The organism is Nocardia colli, from assembly GCF_008704205.1.
GTDB classification, from domain to species: Bacteria; Actinomycetota; Actinomycetes; order Mycobacteriales; family Mycobacteriaceae; genus Nocardia; species Nocardia colli.
Genome location: NZ_VXLC01000003.1, coordinates 1,092,167 through 1,110,130 on the forward strand (window position 1 = coordinate 1,092,167; position 17,964 = coordinate 1,110,130).

Annotated in this window: 14 protein-coding genes and 1 rRNA gene; 5 read left to right on the forward strand and 10 right to left on the reverse strand. The window is 67.0% G+C overall.

All coding sequences use genetic code 11. From position 1 onward, the window contains the following. Genes F3087_RS11775 through F3087_RS11790 form a run of 4 tightly spaced genes read right to left on the reverse strand, consistent with a single transcriptional unit; the run spans position 1 to position 4,920 of the window. Positions 1 to 999: an ABC transporter permease gene (locus F3087_RS11775; RefSeq protein WP_223885005.1), complete on the reverse strand. Its 999-nt coding sequence runs from the start codon at positions 997 to 999 to the stop codon at positions 1 to 3. After that, on the reverse strand, positions 996 to 2,492 hold the full coding sequence (locus F3087_RS11780; RefSeq protein WP_150401855.1) for a sugar ABC transporter ATP-binding protein: 1,497 nt from the start codon (positions 2,490 to 2,492) through the stop codon (positions 996 to 998). The genes F3087_RS11775 and F3087_RS11780 overlap by 4 nt, the downstream gene beginning before the upstream one ends. Further along, positions 2,489 to 3,586, reverse strand: a complete 1,098-nt coding sequence (locus F3087_RS11785; protein WP_150401856.1) for a sugar ABC transporter substrate-binding protein — start codon at positions 3,584 to 3,586, stop codon at positions 2,489 to 2,491. Before F3087_RS11785 ends, F3087_RS11780 begins: the two co-directional genes overlap by 4 nt. Beyond that, a complete protein-coding gene (locus tag F3087_RS11790; RefSeq protein WP_150401857.1) occupies positions 3,583 to 4,920 on the reverse strand; it encodes an enolase C-terminal domain-like protein in 1,338 nt (445 codons plus the stop codon). The genes F3087_RS11785 and F3087_RS11790 overlap by 4 nt, the downstream gene beginning before the upstream one ends. 213 nt (positions 4,921 to 5,133) lie before the next feature. On the opposite strand from F3087_RS11790, the gene F3087_RS11795 reads away from it, so the two are divergent. Then, positions 5,134 to 5,910: an SDR family NAD(P)-dependent oxidoreductase gene (locus F3087_RS11795; RefSeq protein ID WP_150401858.1), complete on the forward strand. Its 777-nt coding sequence runs from the start codon at positions 5,134 to 5,136 to the stop codon at positions 5,908 to 5,910. Continuing rightward, positions 5,907 to 7,139: an alpha-hydroxy acid oxidase gene (locus F3087_RS11800; RefSeq protein WP_150401859.1), complete on the forward strand. Its 1,233-nt coding sequence runs from the start codon at positions 5,907 to 5,909 to the stop codon at positions 7,137 to 7,139. Before F3087_RS11795 ends, F3087_RS11800 begins: the two co-directional genes overlap by 4 nt. Before the next feature lie 2 nt (positions 7,140 to 7,141). Here the strand turns inward: F3087_RS11800 and F3087_RS11805 are convergent, their stop codons facing one another. Both F3087_RS11805 and F3087_RS11810 read right to left on the reverse strand, forming a co-directional pair. Beyond that, positions 7,142 to 8,209 (reverse strand): NAD(P)H-dependent amine dehydrogenase family protein, encoded by a 1,068-nt coding sequence (locus F3087_RS11805; protein ID WP_150401860.1) that lies wholly within the window; start codon positions 8,207 to 8,209, stop codon positions 7,142 to 7,144. Continuing rightward, positions 8,206 to 9,000 (reverse strand): SDR family oxidoreductase, encoded by a 795-nt coding sequence (locus F3087_RS11810; RefSeq protein WP_150401861.1) that lies wholly within the window; start codon positions 8,998 to 9,000, stop codon positions 8,206 to 8,208. The genes F3087_RS11805 and F3087_RS11810 overlap by 4 nt, the downstream gene beginning before the upstream one ends. Positions 9,001 to 9,125: 125 nt before the next feature. On the opposite strand from F3087_RS11810, the gene F3087_RS11815 reads away from it, so the two are divergent. Next, on the forward strand, positions 9,126 to 10,004 hold the full coding sequence (locus F3087_RS11815; protein ID WP_150401862.1) for a helix-turn-helix domain-containing protein: 879 nt from the start codon (positions 9,126 to 9,128) through the stop codon (positions 10,002 to 10,004). Positions 10,005 to 10,014: 10 nt separating this feature from the next. Here F3087_RS11815 and F3087_RS11820 read toward each other — a convergent pair whose 3' ends face one another. Further along, complete coding sequence (locus tag F3087_RS11820) at positions 10,015 to 10,407, reverse strand: alpha/beta hydrolase fold domain-containing protein (RefSeq protein WP_150401863.1); 393 nt, start codon at positions 10,405 to 10,407, stop codon at positions 10,015 to 10,017. Between the two features lie 166 nt (positions 10,408 to 10,573). On the opposite strand from F3087_RS11820, the gene F3087_RS11825 reads away from it, so the two are divergent. Continuing rightward, on the forward strand, positions 10,574 to 11,773 hold the full coding sequence (locus F3087_RS11825) for a DUF2786 domain-containing protein (protein WP_223885006.1): 1,200 nt from the start codon (positions 10,574 to 10,576) through the stop codon (positions 11,771 to 11,773). Here F3087_RS11825 and F3087_RS11830 read toward each other — a convergent pair. After that, positions 11,770 to 12,789, reverse strand: a complete 1,020-nt coding sequence (locus F3087_RS11830) for a LysR family transcriptional regulator (protein WP_223885007.1) — start codon at positions 12,787 to 12,789, stop codon at positions 11,770 to 11,772. The genes F3087_RS11825 and F3087_RS11830 overlap by 4 nt on opposite strands. Before the next feature lie 153 nt (positions 12,790 to 12,942). Between F3087_RS11830 and dnaE the strand changes: the two genes are divergently transcribed. After that, the gene (dnaE, locus tag F3087_RS11835; protein ID WP_150401865.1) at positions 12,943 to 16,482 is read left to right on the forward strand and encodes a DNA polymerase III subunit alpha; all 3,540 of its coding nucleotides are present in this window, start codon (positions 12,943 to 12,945) and stop codon (positions 16,480 to 16,482) included. On the opposite strand, the gene F3087_RS11840 is transcribed toward dnaE, so the two are convergent. Beyond that, positions 16,483 to 17,616 (reverse strand): hypothetical protein, encoded by a 1,134-nt coding sequence (locus F3087_RS11840; protein ID WP_223885008.1) that lies wholly within the window; start codon positions 17,614 to 17,616, stop codon positions 16,483 to 16,485. It lies immediately after the preceding gene. A gap of 160 nt (positions 17,617 to 17,776) precedes the next feature. Continuing rightward, positions 17,777 to 17,893 (reverse strand): 5S ribosomal RNA (gene rrf, locus F3087_RS11845). Positions 17,894 to 17,964 lie beyond the last annotated feature (71 nt).

The following is a 17,964-nucleotide window of genomic DNA, read 5'->3' on the forward strand; positions in this document are numbered from 1 at the left end:
TCACTCCTGCCGTCGCCCGCTGGCGATGCGCGTGATCACCAGCGCCACCAGGATCAGCGCGCCGTTGATGAATTTCAGCGAATCGGCGCTGACTCCGCCGTAGGACAACAGCTTCTGGATCAGCGTGAGAATCAGGACGCCGAAGAACGCGCCGAGCACCGAACCCCGCCCGCCGTTGAGTGCCACACCGCCGATCACACAGGCCGCGAACACCTGGAAGATCATCCCGTCGCCCTGGCTCACCTGCACGCTGGCGAACTGCCCCGAGTAGATGAGCCCGCCGATCGCGGCGAGCCCACCCGCGACGACCAGCACCGCGATGACGACGTTGTCGGTGCGGATGCCCGCCGCCCGCGCGGCGGCCTCGTTGCCGCCGACGGCGTACAGGGCTCGCCCGGCCGTCGTATAGGTGAGCACGAGATAGCCGACGAGGAACAGCGCCAGACAGAGCGCCACATCGACCGGTACACCCAATATCCGCGTGTTCCCGAGCCATTCGACCGACGGCGGAATCTTGGTGAGGGTGAAGCCCTCGGTGAGGAACGTGAGCAGCCCGCGCAGCGCGATGAGCATCGCCAGGGTCACGATGAAGCCGTTCAGCCCGAACCGGACGATCAGCACCCCGTTGAGCGCGCCGACCGCCAGACCGACGAGCAACGCGATCGGAATGGCCATCCACGGTGAGGTCCAGGTGTAGGCGCCGACCTTCGCGGTGCCCATGGTCGCCCAGATGGCGACGCCGGGGGCGAGGCCGAAGGTCGACTCCAGCGACAGGTCCATTCGGCCGACCACCAAGACCAGCACCTCGGCCAGCACGATCAGCGCGATACCGCTCATCGAGGTCAGCACATTGGTGAGGTTGGCCGAGGAGACGAAGTTGGTGTTGATGAAGTACCCGACCACCAGCACCAGCAGGATCGGCGGGACGAGCAGGAAGTCGCGCAGCGCACCCCAGCGCACCGCGGCCGGCGAGCGCCGGGTCGGAGCGATCGCGGTCATGACAGTCCTTCCATGGCCGCGACGAGTTCCTTGTCGCCCCAGCCCTTCTCGAATTCCTGAGCGATCCGGCCCTGCACCATCACCAGCACCCGATCGCAGTCGCGCAGATCGTCCAGCTCGTCGGAGACGACCAGGACGGCGGTCCCCCGATCCGCAGCGTCGCGCACGACCCCGCGTAGCGTCTCCTTCGACCGGACATCCACACCTGCCGTCGGCGTGATCAGCACCAGCACCGCCGGGTCGGTGGCGAGCGCGCGGGCGAACACCACCTTCTGCTGGTTGCCGCCGGACAGCTCGGCGACGCTCTGATCGGGGCCCTCGGTCTTGATGCCCAGATCATCGATCGCCTTGCCCGCCACCGTGTTCCGGGTCCGGCGGGACAGCAGCCCCAAGCGACCCAGCTGACGCGGCACGGTCAAGGTCGCGTTGTCGGCGACGCTCATCTCCGGGATCAGGCCTTCGTCGTGCCGATCCCGCGGCACGAATCCGATGCCCGCGTCGAGCGCGGCGTGGACACCGTTGCGGCGCAAGCGATTGCCCGATACGAAGATGGAACCGGCTGCCGCCTTGTGCAATCCGACGATCGTTTCGGCGACCTCGATCCGGCCGCTGCTGCCGCCGCCCGCGAGGCCGGCGATCTCCCCGGGCCTGACCTCGAATGCCACGTCGTCGAATTCGCCTGCCCGGGTGAGCCCTTCGACCCGCAGCGTCGGCGCGGCCGACGCATCCGGATCGCGCCGCGCGACCGGCGTCTCCAGCTCCACCGAATCACCGGTCATCGCGGCGATGAGTTCGCGCTTGCCGAGTTCGGCGACCGGCGCGGTCACCACATGCCGGGCATCCCGGAAAACGGTGATGTCCTGGCAGATTTCGTAGGTCTCGTCGAGGTGGTGGGAGATGAACAGGAACGTGACACCCTGCTTCTGCAAGTCCTCGATGCGGCCGAACAGGCGCTTGATCGCCGGTCCGTCGAGTTGCGCGGTCGGCTCGTCCAGGATGATGAAACGCGCTCCGTGCGAGAGGGATCGCGCGATCTCGACCAGCTGCCGATGCTCCACGGATAGATCCCGGGCGACGGTATCCACGTCGACCGGCACCGACCAGGTATCGAGGAGTTCACGGGCTCGCCCGCGCACCTTGCGCCAGTTGATGATTCGGCCGCCGAAGCCCTGACTGTTGACGAACAGGTTCTCCGCCACCGACAGATCCGGGATGATCGTCGACTTCTGATACACGCACGCCACCCGGGACCGCCATCCGTCCCGGTCGGCGGGCGACGGCGCCGGGAGACCGTCGAAGCGCACCTCCCCCTCATCGGGAGTCGCGAGTCCGGTCAGAATCGACACCAGGGTCGATTTCCCGGCACCGTTGCGCCCGACCAGCGCGTGCGTCCGGCCCGCCTCGACCCGCAGGCCGACCCGGGCGAGCGCGACCACGTTGCGGCCGAATCGTTTCGACACGTCGATCGCTTCGGCGATCGGTTCGCCGGTCATCCGCCGTGACCCCACAGACCGGGCGCGGTGGTGTTCACCGTGTCGAGTTCGCCGACCTTGCCGCCGGTCCGGGTGACGACGGGCGCGGACAGCTGGTCCTCGAGGGTGCCGCCGACGCCGGTGTCGATGATCGTCGAGCCGTGGTCGGTCGGTCCCGGGGCGAACTTGCGGCCGTCGACCGCGGCCTTGGCGTAGAACGCCGCGTACTGCGCGTACAGGTCGGCCGGCTGCGAGATGGTCGCGTCGATCTCGCCCGCCTCGATGGCGTCCAGCTCGGCCTTGATGCCGTCGTTCGACACGATCGTGATGTGCCCCGGCGCACCCGCTTTCACCAGCTTGTTGCTGCGCCTGAGCAGTGCCATCGTCGATTGCAGGAACACGCCGCCCGCCTGCATGTAGATGCCGTTGATGTCAGGATCGGTGAGCAGCTTGTCCTGTAGGCCCGAGACGGCCCGGTCGCCCTTCCAATCGGTGGGGATCTCGATCATCTTGATGCCGGGGTACCGCGTTTTCATGCACTCCGCGAACGCCTCGGACCGATCGCGTCCGTTGATCGAACTCAAGTCGCCTTGGAATTCGACGACCTTGCCTGCGCCCTTAAGCGTTTCACCGAGATAAATGCACGACTTGGTGCCGTAGGCGCGATTATCCGCGCGCACAACCATATACACGCCGCCGCTGTCCGGCCGGGTGTCGACGCTGACCACCGGCACGTTCTTGGCGGCCGCCGCGGTGAGGGCGGGCTTCACCGCGGCGGTGTCCTGCGGCGCCATGATGATCGCCTTGACGTTCTTCGACAGCAGGGTGTCGACGTTCGATTTGAGCCGGTTGGCGTCGTTGTCGGAGGAGGTGTTCTCCAGCTTCACCCCCGCGGCAGCCGCTTTCGGGCCTAGATAGCCCGCGTAGGCGCTCCAGAAGTCGGAGTCCGAGCGGGGCTGGTCCGCACCGACGAGGACACCGTTGTCCGCGCCGCTGCCCACGGTGACGACCGGGGCGCTGGGTCCGGTCCCGGTCGACTCCCGGGTACACGCGGCGCCCGAGGCGATGACGAGTGTGGCGCCGAGGGCTACGCCGATGAGGCTGGCGGTTTTCATGAGTTCTCCTGCTGTCGGGAAGGGCGGGCCTGCGGATCCGCGCGCCACGCGGCTCCGGACGGATAGGTGTAGTCGCGCAACGAGTCCGGCCACATCTCCGCGCTGAAACCGGGTTCGCGCGGGGCGAGGTAGCGGCCGCCGGCCACGCGCACCGGATGCCGGAAGTGCTCGTGCAGATGGTCGACGAATTCGATCGCGCGGCCCTCGGTGGTTCCGGTGATCGCGACGTAGTCGATCATCGCCAGGTGCTGGACCAGTTCGCACAGTCCGACGCCGCCCGCGTGCGGCACCACCGGAACGCCGAACTTGGCCGCCAGCAACAGGATTGCCAGGTTCTCGTTCACACCGGCGACCCTGGCCGCATCGATCTGCAAGATGTCGACCGAACCGGCTTGCAGCAGTTGCTTGAACAGAATCCGGTTTTGACCGTGCTCGCCGGTCGAGATCCGCACCGGCGCAACGCGTTTACGGATCGCGGCGTGACCGAGGATGTCGTCCGGGCTGGTCGGCTCCTCGACCCAGGCCGGATTCGCCTGTGCGAGGCGGGAAATCCAGTCCACGGCGGCGTCGACGTCCCAGCGCTGGTTCGCGTCGACGGCCAGCCCGATGTCGGGTCCGATCGCCTCCCTGGCGACCTTGATCCGGCGCACGTCCTCTTCGACGTCGCGACCGACCTTGATCTTGATGGTCTCGAATCCATCCGCCACTGCCTGCCGCGCCAGCCGCGCCAGCTTGTCGTCGGAGTAACCGAGCCAGCCCGGCGAGGTCGTGTAGGCCGGATATCCGATGTCTAGAAGCCGGTCTGTGCGCTCCTGCTTACCCGGCTCGGCACGACGCAGAATCCGTAGCGCCTCGTCCGGAGTGAGCGCGTCGGTCAGATACCGGAAGTCGATCAGGTCCACGATCTGCTCCGGCGACATCTCAGCGACCAACTGCCACACCGGTTTTCCGGCGAGCTTCGCGGTGAGATCCCACGCGGCGTTGAGCACCGCGCCGACCGCCATCTGCATGACGCCCTTCTCCGGTCCGAGCCAACGCAATTGAGAATCGGCGGCAAGGTCGCGGGCGAATCCTCCGAGGTTCCCGGTGATTTCGGCCACCGAGCGGCCGAGCACCAGATGCTCGAGCGACTCGATCGCGACCCGCTGCACGTCGTTGCCGCGCCCGATGGTGAACGCGAATCCGTGCCCTTGCGGACCCGCCGGATCGTCGGTCCGCAGGATCACATAAGCGGCGGAATAGTCGGGGTCAGGGTTCATCGCGTCCGAGCCGTCCAGCTCGCGCGAGGTCGGGAACCGGACGTCTGACGTGTCCAGCGCCGTGAGGTGCGCCATGGGGAGATCCTCGTTCCAGATAGTGATCTGGGTCACGACTATACATCGGATGTCTGATCTGGCAATGGGAGATCGAGGATTCGTCAATCCTGGTTGCGCAGTGGCAATCTGGCGCGAGCTGCGCCGATTGGTGTTATGTTCGCCGCAGTTAAACATCGGACCTGTCCGGTGACGTGCCTCGCGCACCGGAACCGAGGTGAGAAGGTGGTCGGTATGTCGTCGCATGATCCGCTCGACGGACTGGTAGCTGTGGTTACCGGGGGCGCGTCCGGCATCGGGAAGGCGGTCACCGAGGCGCTCGCCGCGGCCGGCGCGCGCGTCGCGGTGCTCGATCTGAATCCCGGTGACAGCTCGGCGACCGCACTGCGGTGCGATGTCGCCGATGACGACTCGGTGCGCCGCGCGATCGCGAGCGTCGTCGACACCTTCGGCCGGATCGACATCCTGGTCAACAATGCGGGCATCGGCGCGCAAGGGACCGTCGCGGACAATCCCGACGACGAGTGGCGGCGGGTGTTCGAGGTCAATGTGTTCGGCACGGTGCGCGTTTCGCGGGCCGCGCTCCCCCATCTGCGGCAGTCGCCGGCCGCGGCGATCGTGAACATCTGCTCGATCGCGGCCACCACCGGGCTGCCGGACCGCGCGGTCTACAGCGCGAGCAAGGGTGCGATCCTTTCCCTCACCCGCGCGATGGCCGCCGACCACCTGCGGGAGGGAGTCCGGGTGAACTGCGTCAACCCCGGAACCGTCGATACGCCCTGGGTGCAGCGACTATTGGCGGCGAGCGCGGATCCCGATGCCGAGCTGGCCGCGCTACAGGCACGTCAGCCGCACGCGCGGCTCGTCACGGCGCAGGAGGTCGCCGGGGCCGTCACCTATTTGGCCGGTCCGGCCGCGGCGTCCATCACCGCGACAATGCTGGAGGTCGACGGCGGGATGCATTCCCTGCGGTTGCGGGCGGCGGCGCAGGTGGCCGGAGCGGCGCGATGACCGAGCGCAGGCTGCCGCGGCCGCGGGAGCTCGCGCCGCTGGTCAAATTCGAGCGTCCGTTCGGCGGTCGATCGCGCAAACTCGCTCGGGCACAGACGATCTGGGAGTTGCGGGAGCTGGCGCGCAAGCGCACGCCGAAGGTCGCGTTCGATTACGCCGACGGTGCCGCCGACGCCGAGCTGAGTCTCGCGCGGGCGCGGGAAGCGTTCTCCGACATCGAGTTCCAACCGGCCATCCTGCGAAACGTTGCCGATGCCGACCCTTCGGTTCAGGTGCTCGGCCGGACGTCCGCGCTGCCGTTCGGTATCGCGCCCACCGGCTTCACCCGAATGCTGCACACGGCGGGCGAGTTGGCGGGAGCGCGGGCGGCCGAACGCGCAGGCATCCCGTTCACGTTGTCCACGATGGGGACCACCGCGATCGAGGATGTCGCCGCGGGGGCCGGGGCCAACGCCCGCAACTGGTTCCAGCTCTACATGTGGACCGACCGTGATCGCTCGTTGGCGCTGGTCGAGCGCGCCGGGAAGGCCGGATTCGACACCCTCGTCGTCACGGTCGACGTACCGGTGGCCGGAAACCGAATGCGCGACGTGCGCAACGGTATGACGATCCCGCCGTCGATCACACTGACCGGCGCGTTCGATGCCCTGCGCAAGCCATGGTGGTGGTGGGACTTCCTCACCACCGAACCGCTGGCGTTCGCCTCGCTGGACCGCTGGTCGGGGACGGTGGCCGACCTGATCGGCGCCATGTTCGATCCGACCGTCACCTTCGACGACCTGGCCTGGATCCGGGAGACCTGGCCGGGCAAGCTGCTGGTGAAGGGCGTGCAGACGGTCGACGACGCCAAGCGCCTGGCCGGGCTCGGCGTCGACGGCGTCGTCCTGTCCAATCACGGTGGGCGGCAACTGGATCGCGCGCCCGTCCCGCTGCACCTGCTGCCCGGCGTGGTGCGTGAGGTGGGCGACGATCTGGAGATCCACCTCGACACCGGCATCATGCACGGCGCCGACATCGTCGCCGCCCTCGCGCTCGGTGCGCGCTTCACCCTGATCGGGCGGGCCTACCTGTACGGGTTGATGGCCGGTGGCGAGGCCGGGGTCGACCGCACCATCGAGATCCTCCGCACGCAGATCGTCCGGACCATGAAGCTGCTCGGCGTCGGCTCGGTCGAGGAACTCGAGCCGGCGCACGTGCGGCTGCTCGAACGGTATCGAGCGCGCGAATAGGGTTACCGCTGTGCGGGTTTGGTGATCAGCGGCAGATCCAGGGCGGTCAGGATGCCCGCGGGCGCCTCGACCACCGCGGGGATGGCGTTGACGATGCGCATGGCGGTGGCGAGCAGGGTGGCGTGGTTGTGATCGCCGTTGTGGCTGGAGGTCACCAGATCCATTGCGTAGCTGGGTTCGCCGGTGATCTCTACACGGTAGGAGCCTTCGTGGTGGGCGGGTTGCGGCCAGTCCGGGCAGAGGTCGGGGTGCAGGCGGGTGACGTGTTCGAGGACGGTGACCGGGGTGTCGCCGACCATGCCGCGCACCTCGAAACGCAGTGCGGCGGCGGTGCCTTCGGGGATGTGGCCGGTGGCGATGTCGAAGGCGTGGGTGGCCGGGATGCGCTGGTAGGTCTCGGTGACCGCGTCCAACGTGACGCCGATGCCCGCCGCCAGCTGGCGGACGGTGCCGCCCCAGGCGAGGGACAGCACGCCGGGCTGGAGCAGCATCGGGATGTCGTCGAGGGGTTTGCCGAATCCCATGATGTCGAACATGACTTCGCGGTTGTCGTAGCTGGCGTAGTCGACGATCTCGATGCAGCGGAGCTCGTCGATGCGCAAGCAGGTGCCCGCGAGGGCAAGCGGCATCAAGTCATTGGCGAAGCCGGGGTCGATGCCGTTGACCCACAGCGACGAATTGCCTTGCGCCGCTGCCTCTTGGACCGGCTTCAGCAGCTCGTCGGGCAGGACGCCGTAGGGGTATTGGAAGAACACCGGGGCGCACGCGACGACATTGATTCCCGCGGCGAGGATTCGTTGCAGGTCGCCGATGGCGTCCATCAGGCGGTTGTCGGTCATCGAGCAGTAGACGACGCAGTCGGGTTTCGCCGCGAGGATCGCCTCGGTGTCCGTGGTCGCGGTAACGCCGACCGGATGATCCAATCCGGCAAGGCTTCCGGCGTCCTCCCCGTCCTTCTTCGGGCCGGAGACCCAGACGCCGGACAGTTCCAAGTCGGGGTTGGCGATGACGCCGGCCAGGGCGTGCCTGCCGACATTGCCGGTGCCCCACTGCACTACGCGATATGTCATGTCAGATCCGGAATCGGGAGGTCGAGGTTCGGGGTGATCAGGCCGCCATCGGGTTCGAGGATCTTGCCCGTGACGTACTTGCCGGCCGGGGACACCAGGTAGAGCGCGGCCGCGGCGATGTCTTCGGGATCGCCGATGCGCTGCAGCGGCGTCTTGGTTTCCAATTGGGTGCGCATCGCGTCGTTGCCCGCGACGATCTCCAGCGCGGAGGTCAGGATCGAGCCCGGCGCAATGGCATTCACCCGGATGCGCGGGTTCAGGTCCAGGGCAGCGAGTTTGGTGTAGTGCGCGAGGGCCGCCTTGGCGGTGCCGTACGCCGCGAACGCGCGGCCGGGCAGCCGGCCCATGGTCGAGGTGATGTTGAGAATCGAACCGCCACCGGCGGTTTCGAGGATGCGGGGAACCGCGGCGCGGACGAGGGCGTGCGCGTTGGTGACGTTGAAGTTGAACGCGTCCACCAGCGCCTGCGGGGTGGTGTCGAGCAGCGGGCACGGCATCGCGCCGCCGACATTGTTGACCACGATGTCGAGCCGGCCGAACCGCTGCACCGCGATCGCGGCCAGCGCCGCGGTGGCCTCGATATCGCTCAGGTCCGCGGGCACCACGTGCGCTTGGCGGCCCACCGCGGTGACCCGCTCGGCCACCTCGTCCAACTGGCTCTTGGTGCGGGCCGCGATGACGACGTCCGCGCCCGCCTCGGCGAAGGCCACCGCGATCGCCGCGCCCAGGCCGCGACCCGCGCCCGTCACGATGGCGACCTGTCCGTCTATGCGGAACCGATCCAGAATCATTCGCGCTCCATCCATGCCGTACCCGACCTCGCGCAGACCTGCGGTTGTCGAATATTCGACAATCAATGCACTAATATTCGACACATAGTAGGTCGCCCGCCCGAGCAGAAACAAGGGGTTCCGTCATGCCGGACCGATCCGCGTCCCCGCCGACGCGCCGCGTCGTCGACATCGTTTCGCTGCTCGCGACGACCACGGAACCGATCACGGTCGCGGGGATCGCCGAACGGCTCGACATCGCGCGGGCAACGGCGACCGCGATCCTGACCGAACTCGATGCCGCCGGCTGGGTCGGCCGGGACGCGCACCGGGGCTACGTGATCGGGCCCGCCCTCGCCGGACTGCACGGCGCCGCACTCCCCCACGGAGTCGGCGCGATCCTCGCGACGCTCGCCGCACGGACCGGTTCCGGGGCGACGTTCAGCCGGATCGAGCCCGACCGGCTCACCGTGCTCGACGTCCGGCACGGCACCGACCGGGTCGTGCCGGGAATCCCGGTCGGACACCGCATTCCACTGCAATTCCCGGCCGGTGCGAGTGTGATGCCCTGGCGTTCGGCGAGCGAACAGAACGCGTGGACGGCGACCGCCGCCGGTGCGGACCGGCGCACGGCCGGCACGTTGCTCTCCCTCGTCCGGGATCGCGGGGTCGCCGTCTTCCGTCCGCGCGCCGACGACGCGGGCATGGTCGACCTGCTCGCCGACCTACTCGGCGCGGTGGGATCCGAACTGCTGCAACCACATCTACGCACCCGCGCCCTCCGTCAGCTCGCCGCGCTCACCGCGCGGCCGTTCACCAGAGCCGAATTGGATTCCGACGAAGCACTTCCGGTGAGCTACCTCGCCGCACCCGCCTTCGACGCCACCGGCACTGCCGCCTACGAGGTGCAGCTCGGCCCGCTGCGCTCCGAGGCCACCAAACCCGAACGGGACGAATACATCTCGGCCACCCTCGACGCCGCGCGCCAGCTGACCACCGCGCTTTCGCAAGCGGCACACCGCTGATCGGACAGGCTCATGCGGCGAGAAGGTGCTCCTCGGCGAAGGCGATGGCGGCGGCGACCGCCTTGTCCGCAGCAGGAAGATGTCCGACGAGCAGATGCCACACGTGTCCCATCCGCGGTGTGACGTCCAGGCGGGTGGGGACGGCGGCGGCCGCCGGTGTGGCGGCCAGCCCGATGGCGTCGCTGAGCATGACCTCGTGACCGCCGATCTGGATCAGGACCAGCGGCAGTCCGAGCGTGTCGGCGAAGACCGGTGAGGCCACCGGACTGTTCCGTGGGGTGCCGCCGAGGACCAGGTCCGCGGCGCGGCGCAGGCCCGCGCGATTGACCGACGGGTCTATGCCGTCGAGCGTGCGCATCGTGGCCCCGGTGTGTTCGAGGTTCACCCAGGGTGAGAAGGCGATCGACGTGGCGTAACCGCCATCCGGTGGACTGTCCTATTGTTGCCAGGGTTTGGAACTGCTGGAATGTGGACGGGGGCGTGTGGGTAAACAGAATCGGCGCAAGCGTACTGGGCGGCGGCCGGAGACCGGCGCTAACCGGTCTAACCAACACGAGTCTGCGGCTCCGGTGGACGCGGAGCAGGTCGCCAATGCGTTGATGGCGGCGGCGATGGAGACCGCGCAGGGCGCCTCGGCGGCCGCGGGACGCTGTGCGACGGCGCTCGCCGGGCACGGTCCGCTGAGCGCGCAGGTGGAGCACGGCGCGGATCTCGCGGGTCAGCACATCATCACCCGGGTCTTTCAGTACGGCTGGCTGCCCGAGGACGTGCATCAGGCCGCTCGGCGGCACGTCGACGAGTACGCGGTCGCGCTGCTGACCGACGTGGTCGCCGCATACATGCAGCCGTTCGCCGGCGCATCGGTCGACGAGACGTGGCGCGCGCAGGTCGACGCGCTCGATGCCGTCGTCTGGTGGTCGTCCTCCGCGCCGCACCTCGGGCAGTGGGCGGCAAAGCACCTGCTGACCCTCGTCGAGGCGGTCACCACTGTGGTTCAAGCGCTGGCGCTGCTGATCCGGCTGCCGCGGCTCGAACTCATTCGCCCGCTGCCCGGCACCGCGCAACCGAGCGCTGCCGTGCATCACCACGTCGACGAGAAGATCCTGAGCCGGGTCCGCGGGTTGCTCGCGAAGGCCGAGTCGACCACGTTTCCGGATGAGGCCGAAGCGCTTTCGGCGAAGGCACAGGAGTTGATGACCAAGTACGCGGTCGATCGCGTGCTGGTCGACGCGGACACCTCCATCCCCGATCTTCCCGGCGCAGCACGGATCTGGCTGGAGACACCCTATGTCGATGCCAAAGCACTGCTGGTCAACGTGGTCACCGACGCCAATCGCTGCCGGGCGATCTTCTCCTCGGCCTGGGGGTTCATGACCATCGTCGGCGACGACACCGACCTGGAGGTGATCGAGCTGCTGACGACCTCGCTGCTCGTCCAGGCCACCAGGGCGATGATCGCCAGCGGCAACCAGACCGAGCGCAGCGCCGACTCCCGCAGTCGCGCCTACCGCAAGTCGTTTCTCATCGCCTACGCCACCCGAATCGGTGAGCGGCTGGCCGCGGCGACCGAGGCCACGATCGCGAAATCGGCTGACGCGGAACGACTTCTACCGGTCCTCGCCTCGCACCAGCTGAAGGTGGACAAGGCCTTCGACACCCTGTTCCCGGCGGTGCGCAACCGCGGTGTCTCGATCCCCAACGCCAACGGCTGGGACGACGGCCGCGCCGCCGCCGACAACGCCGAACTCGGTGCGCGCGGCCGGAATTAGCGGCACATAGCGTCGGCCTGGTCGATAGCTAGGGCGGGGAACACGGCACGGTCGAGGTCGGGTATCCAGCAGTCGGCCGCGATATCGCTGTTGTAGTTGTCGCGGAAGTGGCTGACCAGGGCGGACAGGTCCGGGTGGGTGTTGGTGATGTCCCACAGGACGGCATGCGGATAGGCCGGGGTGGGATCCACGATCGGCACGCGCCGAATGTGCGGGTGCCAAGGGCTTTTGAAGCCGTCACCGCTGAACGTGGCCAGGGTATCGGAGGCGGCGATCCGGTCGACCAGGAGCTCGATGGGCGCGGGTCCGCGCGTGACATCGGGGTTGCCGAGGACTTCGGGCCGTCGCGTCGTGTCGATCGTGATGCCGCTGAATTCGCTCAGGTCCTGGTAATAGTCGGACCATTCCGAGGGGACCGCGGCACCGGGCACCCAGACGGTGAAGGCGCGGATATCGCCGAGCGTCACGGCAGACCGACCGGCGAGCGGGTGGTTTCGGCCGACCAGTAGATGTAGTGGCTCCAAATATGCTGGGGCGGCGGCAATCTGGGCAGGCAGCGGACGCGGCCCGCCGTGTGCTCTGGCGAACGCCGCATCGGCCCGACCACTCAGCAATGCGTCGCGCGACGTGGTGAAGGCATTCGACATCACGATCTCGGTATCGGCGCCGGGGTGGCGATCGAGATAGAACTGCAAGGCCTGCATCGCTGCCTGTCGCTCGCCGAGGACGGCCACCCGCAGCGGGCCCGGGTTGTCCCGCACCGCCGCGACCGCCTCGCCGGCCATGGCCAGCAGCGACCTCGCGTGCGGCAACAGCCTGGCGCCGGCCGCGGTCGGCGTGATGCCGGTGTGGATCCGCTCGAACAGCGTTGCGCCCAACTGGGTTTCCAGTTTCACGATGCGCTTGGAGATCGCCTGCTGGCTGAGCCCGAGTACGTCGGCGGCCAGGCTGAACTGGCGGTGGTCGGCCGCGGCGACGAAAGCCCGGACGGCGGCCAGGTCGAGGTCTGTGGTCACCTCGATATACAACCATCAGTTGTACCGACGAGCATGTCCATTGTTCGACTCGCCGCATTTCACCTGGTCACATGGTGCCGAAAGCTGTGGCGCCACGCCTGTTCGGACAACCGGACAGCGAGCGTCACTCTCGTCGAAGGCACAGGTGATCCGATGACAGGCGCGTCTTTCGTGCATCTACACAACCACACCGAGTACTCGATGCTCGACGGCATGGCGAAGATGGGTCCGCTGTTCGCCGAGGCCGAACGGCTGGGCATGCCGGCGGTGGCGATGACCGATCACGGCAACATGTACGGGGCGGCGGAGTTCTTCCGGCAGTCGAAACGGTCGGGGGTCAAGCCGATCATCGGGATCGAGGCGTACGTCGCGCCCGAGTCCCGGTTCTCGACCAAGCGGGTGTTCTGGGGTGATCCGGCGCAGAAAGGCGACGACGTGGCGGGTTCGGGTGCGTACCTGCACCTGACGATGTTCGCCAGAAACGCGGTCGGCCTGCACAATCTGTTCAGATTGTCGTCGCTGGCGTCGTTCGAAGGGCAGCTGGGCAAATGGCCGCGGATGGATGCCGAGCTGATCGCCGAGCATGCCGAGGGCATCATCGCGACCACGGGCTGTCCGTCCGGCGAGGTGCAAACCCGGCTGCGGCTGGGTCAATTCGACGCGGCCTACGACGCGGCGGGCCGGTGGCGAGAGATCTTCGGGCCGGAGAACTTCTTCCTCGAGGTGATGGATCACGGGCTGAGCATCGAACGCCGGGTCCGCGAGGATCTGCTGTCGGTCGGCGCGAAGGCGGGACTGACGCCGTTGGCGACGAACGACTGTCACTACGTGCTGCGGGGGCAGGCGTCGGCACACGAGGCGATGTTGTGCGTGCAGACCGGGAAGACGCTGTCGGATCCGACTCGATTCCGGTTCGACGGTGACGGCTACTACCTGAAGTCGGCGGCCGAGATGCGGGCGCTCTGGGACGAGGACGTTCCCGGCGCTTGTGATGCCACCCTTGCCATCGCCGAACGGGTCGAGCCCTACGACGAGGTGTGGGAGTTCCGGGACCGGATGCCGGTGTTCCCGGTACCGGACGGTCACACCGAGGACAGTTGGCTGCGGCGCGAGGTCGAGGCGGGGCTGCGGTGGCGTCTCCCGTCGGGCGTTCCCGAAACTTACCGCCGGCGTGCGGAATTCGAGCTCGACATAATTCGCGACAAAGGGTTTCCGGCGTACTTCCTGGTGGTCGGTGACCTGGTGGCGCATGCCCGGCAGGTGGGGATCCGGGTGGGTCCGGGTCGCGGCTCGGCGGCGGGCTCGCTGGTCGCGTACGCGTTGGCGATCACCAATATCGATCCGATCGAGCACGGGCTGCTGTTCGAACGGTTCCTCAACCCGGAGCGACCGTCGGCGCCGGACATCGATATCGACTTCGACGACCGCCGGCGCGGGGAGATGATCCGCTATGCCACCGACCGGTGGGGTGCGGACAAGGTGGCGCAGGTGATCACCTTCGGCACGATCAAGACGAAGGCCGCGATCAAGGATGCCGCGCGGGTGAATTTCGGCCAGCCCGGATTCGCCGTCGCCGACCGCATGACCAAGGCGCTGCCGCCCGCGGTGGCGGCCAAGGACATCTCGGTGGCGGGCATCACCGACCGTGGGCACGAGCGTTACGGCGAGGCCGCCGAGGTGCGCGCGCTCATCGACAACGACCCGGATGTGCGCCGAATCTATGACACCGCAGTGGGATTGGAGGGAATCGTCCGCGGGGCCGGGGTGCACGCGTGCGCGGTCATCCTGTCCAACGAGCCGCTGCTCGACACCGTCCCGCTGTGGAAACGGCCGCAGGACGGCGCGATCATCACCGGCTGGGACTACCCGTCGTGTGAGGACATCGGGCTGCTCAAGATGGACTTCCTCGGGCTTCGCACGCTGACGGTGATCGGGGACTGCCTGGACAACATTCGTGCCAACCGCGGTATCGAGATCGACCTGGACACCCTCGCTCTCGACGACGAGCACGCCTACGCGATGCTTGCCCGTGGCGACAATCTCGGTGTGTTCCAGATGGATTCGGCGGGCATGCGGGAGTTGTTGCTGCGTATGGCACCGACCGAGTTCAACGATTTGATCGCCTCGAACGCGCTGTATCGGCCGGGACCGATGGGGGTCGGTGCGCACTGGGCGTACGCCGATCGCAAGAACGGACGGGAAGCGGTCACGCCGATTCATCCCGAGCTGGACGAGCCGCTGCGGGACATTCTGGCCGAAACCTATGCGCTGATCGTCTACCAGGAGCAGATCATGCAGCTGGCGCAGCGGGTGGCCGGGTACTCGCTCGGGCAGGCCGATCTGCTGCGGCGCGCGATGGGCAAGAAGAAGCCGGAAGTGCTCGCCATGGAATTCGAGAACTTCCGGAAAGGCATGCGCGACAACGGGTACGGCGATGCGGCGATCACGGCGCTGTGGGATGCGGTGCTGCCGTTCGCCGGGTATGCCTACAACAAGTCGCATGCCGCGGGCTACAGCCTGGTGATGTACTGGACCGCCTATCTGAAGGCGAACTATCCGGCGGAGTTCATGGCTGCTCTGCTCACTTCTGTCGGGGACGACAAGGACAAGTCGGCGATCTATCTGGCGGATTGCCGAAAGCGCGGTATCCAGGTGCTGTCGCCGGATGTCAATCACTCGGTGGGCACGTTCTCCAGTGTGGGAGAGGATATTCGGTTCGGGCTCGGCGCTATCCGCAACGTAGGTGAGCCGGTCGTAGCCGCTATTGTGCAGGCGCGGGAGCGCGGCGGGGCGTTCGCCGGCTTCTCCGATTACCTCGAGAAGGTCGACGCGGTCGGATGCGCCAAGAAGGTGGTCGAATCACTGATCAAGGCGGGTGCGTTCGACTCGCTCGGCCATCCGCGCAAAGGGTTGCACCTCATCCACGACGCTGCCGTGGACGCGGTGATGAACACCAAGAAGGCTGCCGCACGCGGGCAATTCGATCTGTTCTCCGCCGATGATGATGCCGCCGATGCCTTAGGTTCCGTTTTCGAGATTCCGGTGCCGGATCAGGAATGGGACAGCAAGCAGCTGCTGGGTCTCGAACGAGAAATGTTGGGGCTCTATGTTTCCGGGCATCCGCTCGACGCAGTTGCTCCGCTACTCGCGGCTCGTTGTGACACGCCTATCGTGACGCTCGCCGAAGGTCGAGTACCGCACGGCCGGCAGATTCTGGTGGGCGGCATTGTTGCTGCGATCGATCGACGGGTGACGAAGAAGGGCGAGCCGTGGGCCATCGTGCGGTTGGAAGATCTGGATGCGAGCACCGAGGTGCTGTTCTTCCCCGCTGCTTACGCCTCGGCGGCCGCCACTCTCGCCGAGGATGCCGTCGTGGTGGTCACGGCCCATGTCAGTATTCGGGAGAACCGGCTTTCGGTGCTCGGGGATCAAGTCACGGTTCCCGATCTGGGCGGGTTGTCCGCGGGAAACCCTGTCACTGTGACAATTCCGGTCTCGGCCTGCACAGTTGAGAATGTGCGCACCTTGCGCGAGACACTCGAGCGCCATACGGGATCGGTAGAGGTTCAAATCAAGCTGATCGGCAAGGCGGGGCCGCAATTGCTCGCGATCGATCCGAAGTTCCGCGTCACTACCTCGCCGGCGTTGATGGGCGAGCTCAAGGCCTTGTTCGGGCCAGCGTGTCTTCTGTAGTTATTCGACCTTTTCGAAGGGGGTGGGGCTCTGGCCGGTCCAGCGATACAGGTGGGCGGTGCCGGCCTGTTTGGTGCTGCCGCCCGATTTCGTAGTTCCCGAGGTGGCGACGTAGTAGCGGCCGTCGCCCAAGGCGATCAATCCGTAGGGGGCGTGGAACTGCCAGCCTCGGGTGCCGGAACGGTCGTCCTGCTGGCCGCCCGGGGCGAGTGAGAGCACCTGCGCTTGCTCGGGTCGGGGTTGTCCGATCAGCTCTTGGCGTTGCGGCGGCTGCTTCGCCTCGACCATGAAGAACGGGTAGTTGGGGAACTGCGGCTTTTTGCCCGGATAGACGGCCAGGAACCAGTTGCCGGTGTGCCGATCGAATTCGAGGTTCTGCACACCGAAGGTGGTGTTTCCGGTGCGGACGAAGAACTTTCCGTCCGGGTCCGCGGGTCCACTGGTGTGTGGGGAGCGCTGGGTGAGCGGTCGCTCGTAAGCGTGCCAGCGGCTGGTGTCGTACTGGAGGATCACCTGGTAGTCGTTATCGGTGCGGCTGTTTTCGGCGTAGATACCGTAGGCGACGGTGAGCTTCAGGTCGCCGTCGCTGCTGCCGAAGGCCGGGCCGAATGCCACGCCGTCGATGCCGCTGCATCCATAACGGTGGTCGGGGGTCGCGGCGGTGTCGCCGTCGAACTTGCCGTCGCCGTTCATATCCGCGGTGTAGTCGGCGACCACCTCGCGCAGATACACCGTGGTGACGATGCCGGTGGATTCGGCGTTCATGTTCTGCTCGGTGATCCGGTCGACATCAATGATCGCGATGTAGAACGCTTGCGCGGCTTTGTATTCGAGTGAGCCGTAGACGCGACCGTCGCGCTCGTCGAAGGCCAGATCGCCCAGGTGGCCGGTGAAACCGGTCAGAGTGCCGATCACCGTGCCGCGCAGATCGGTCTTCACCAGTAGGTCGGTGAACGAGAAGTACATGAACCCTTTGCGGGTGTCGATCGCGATGCCCTGTACGTGACCGGATTTCCAAGCGCCGCCGGATATTTCGCTCGGCAGCTGCTGGGTTTCGGCGCCGGCGGGCGGGCATGCGGTCAGCGCTGCCGCGTACAGGGTCAGCAGTCCGAGACGTAGTATCCGTGCGAACACCGAGCACCTCCATCGTCGAACGACGTCGATGCAGTGAGGTTAGGGCGGCGAACCGACCGCGTATCGACCACGCGGAGAACAGCATTCGACGGATCGGTGAGCGGAAGGTCGGAAAACGACGAAAGCCCCTGACCGAAGTCAGGGGCTTTCGTGAAGGATGTTCCGGCGGTGTCCTACTCTCCCACACCCTGTCGAGTGCAGTACCATCGGCGCTGGCAGGCTTAGCTTCCGGGTTCGGAATGGGACCGGGCGTTTCCCTGCCGCTATGGCCGCCGTAACTCTATGAAACTATCCACACAATCGTGTGTTGTTTCAGATACTGCACAGTGGACGCGTAGCTTCTTTGTT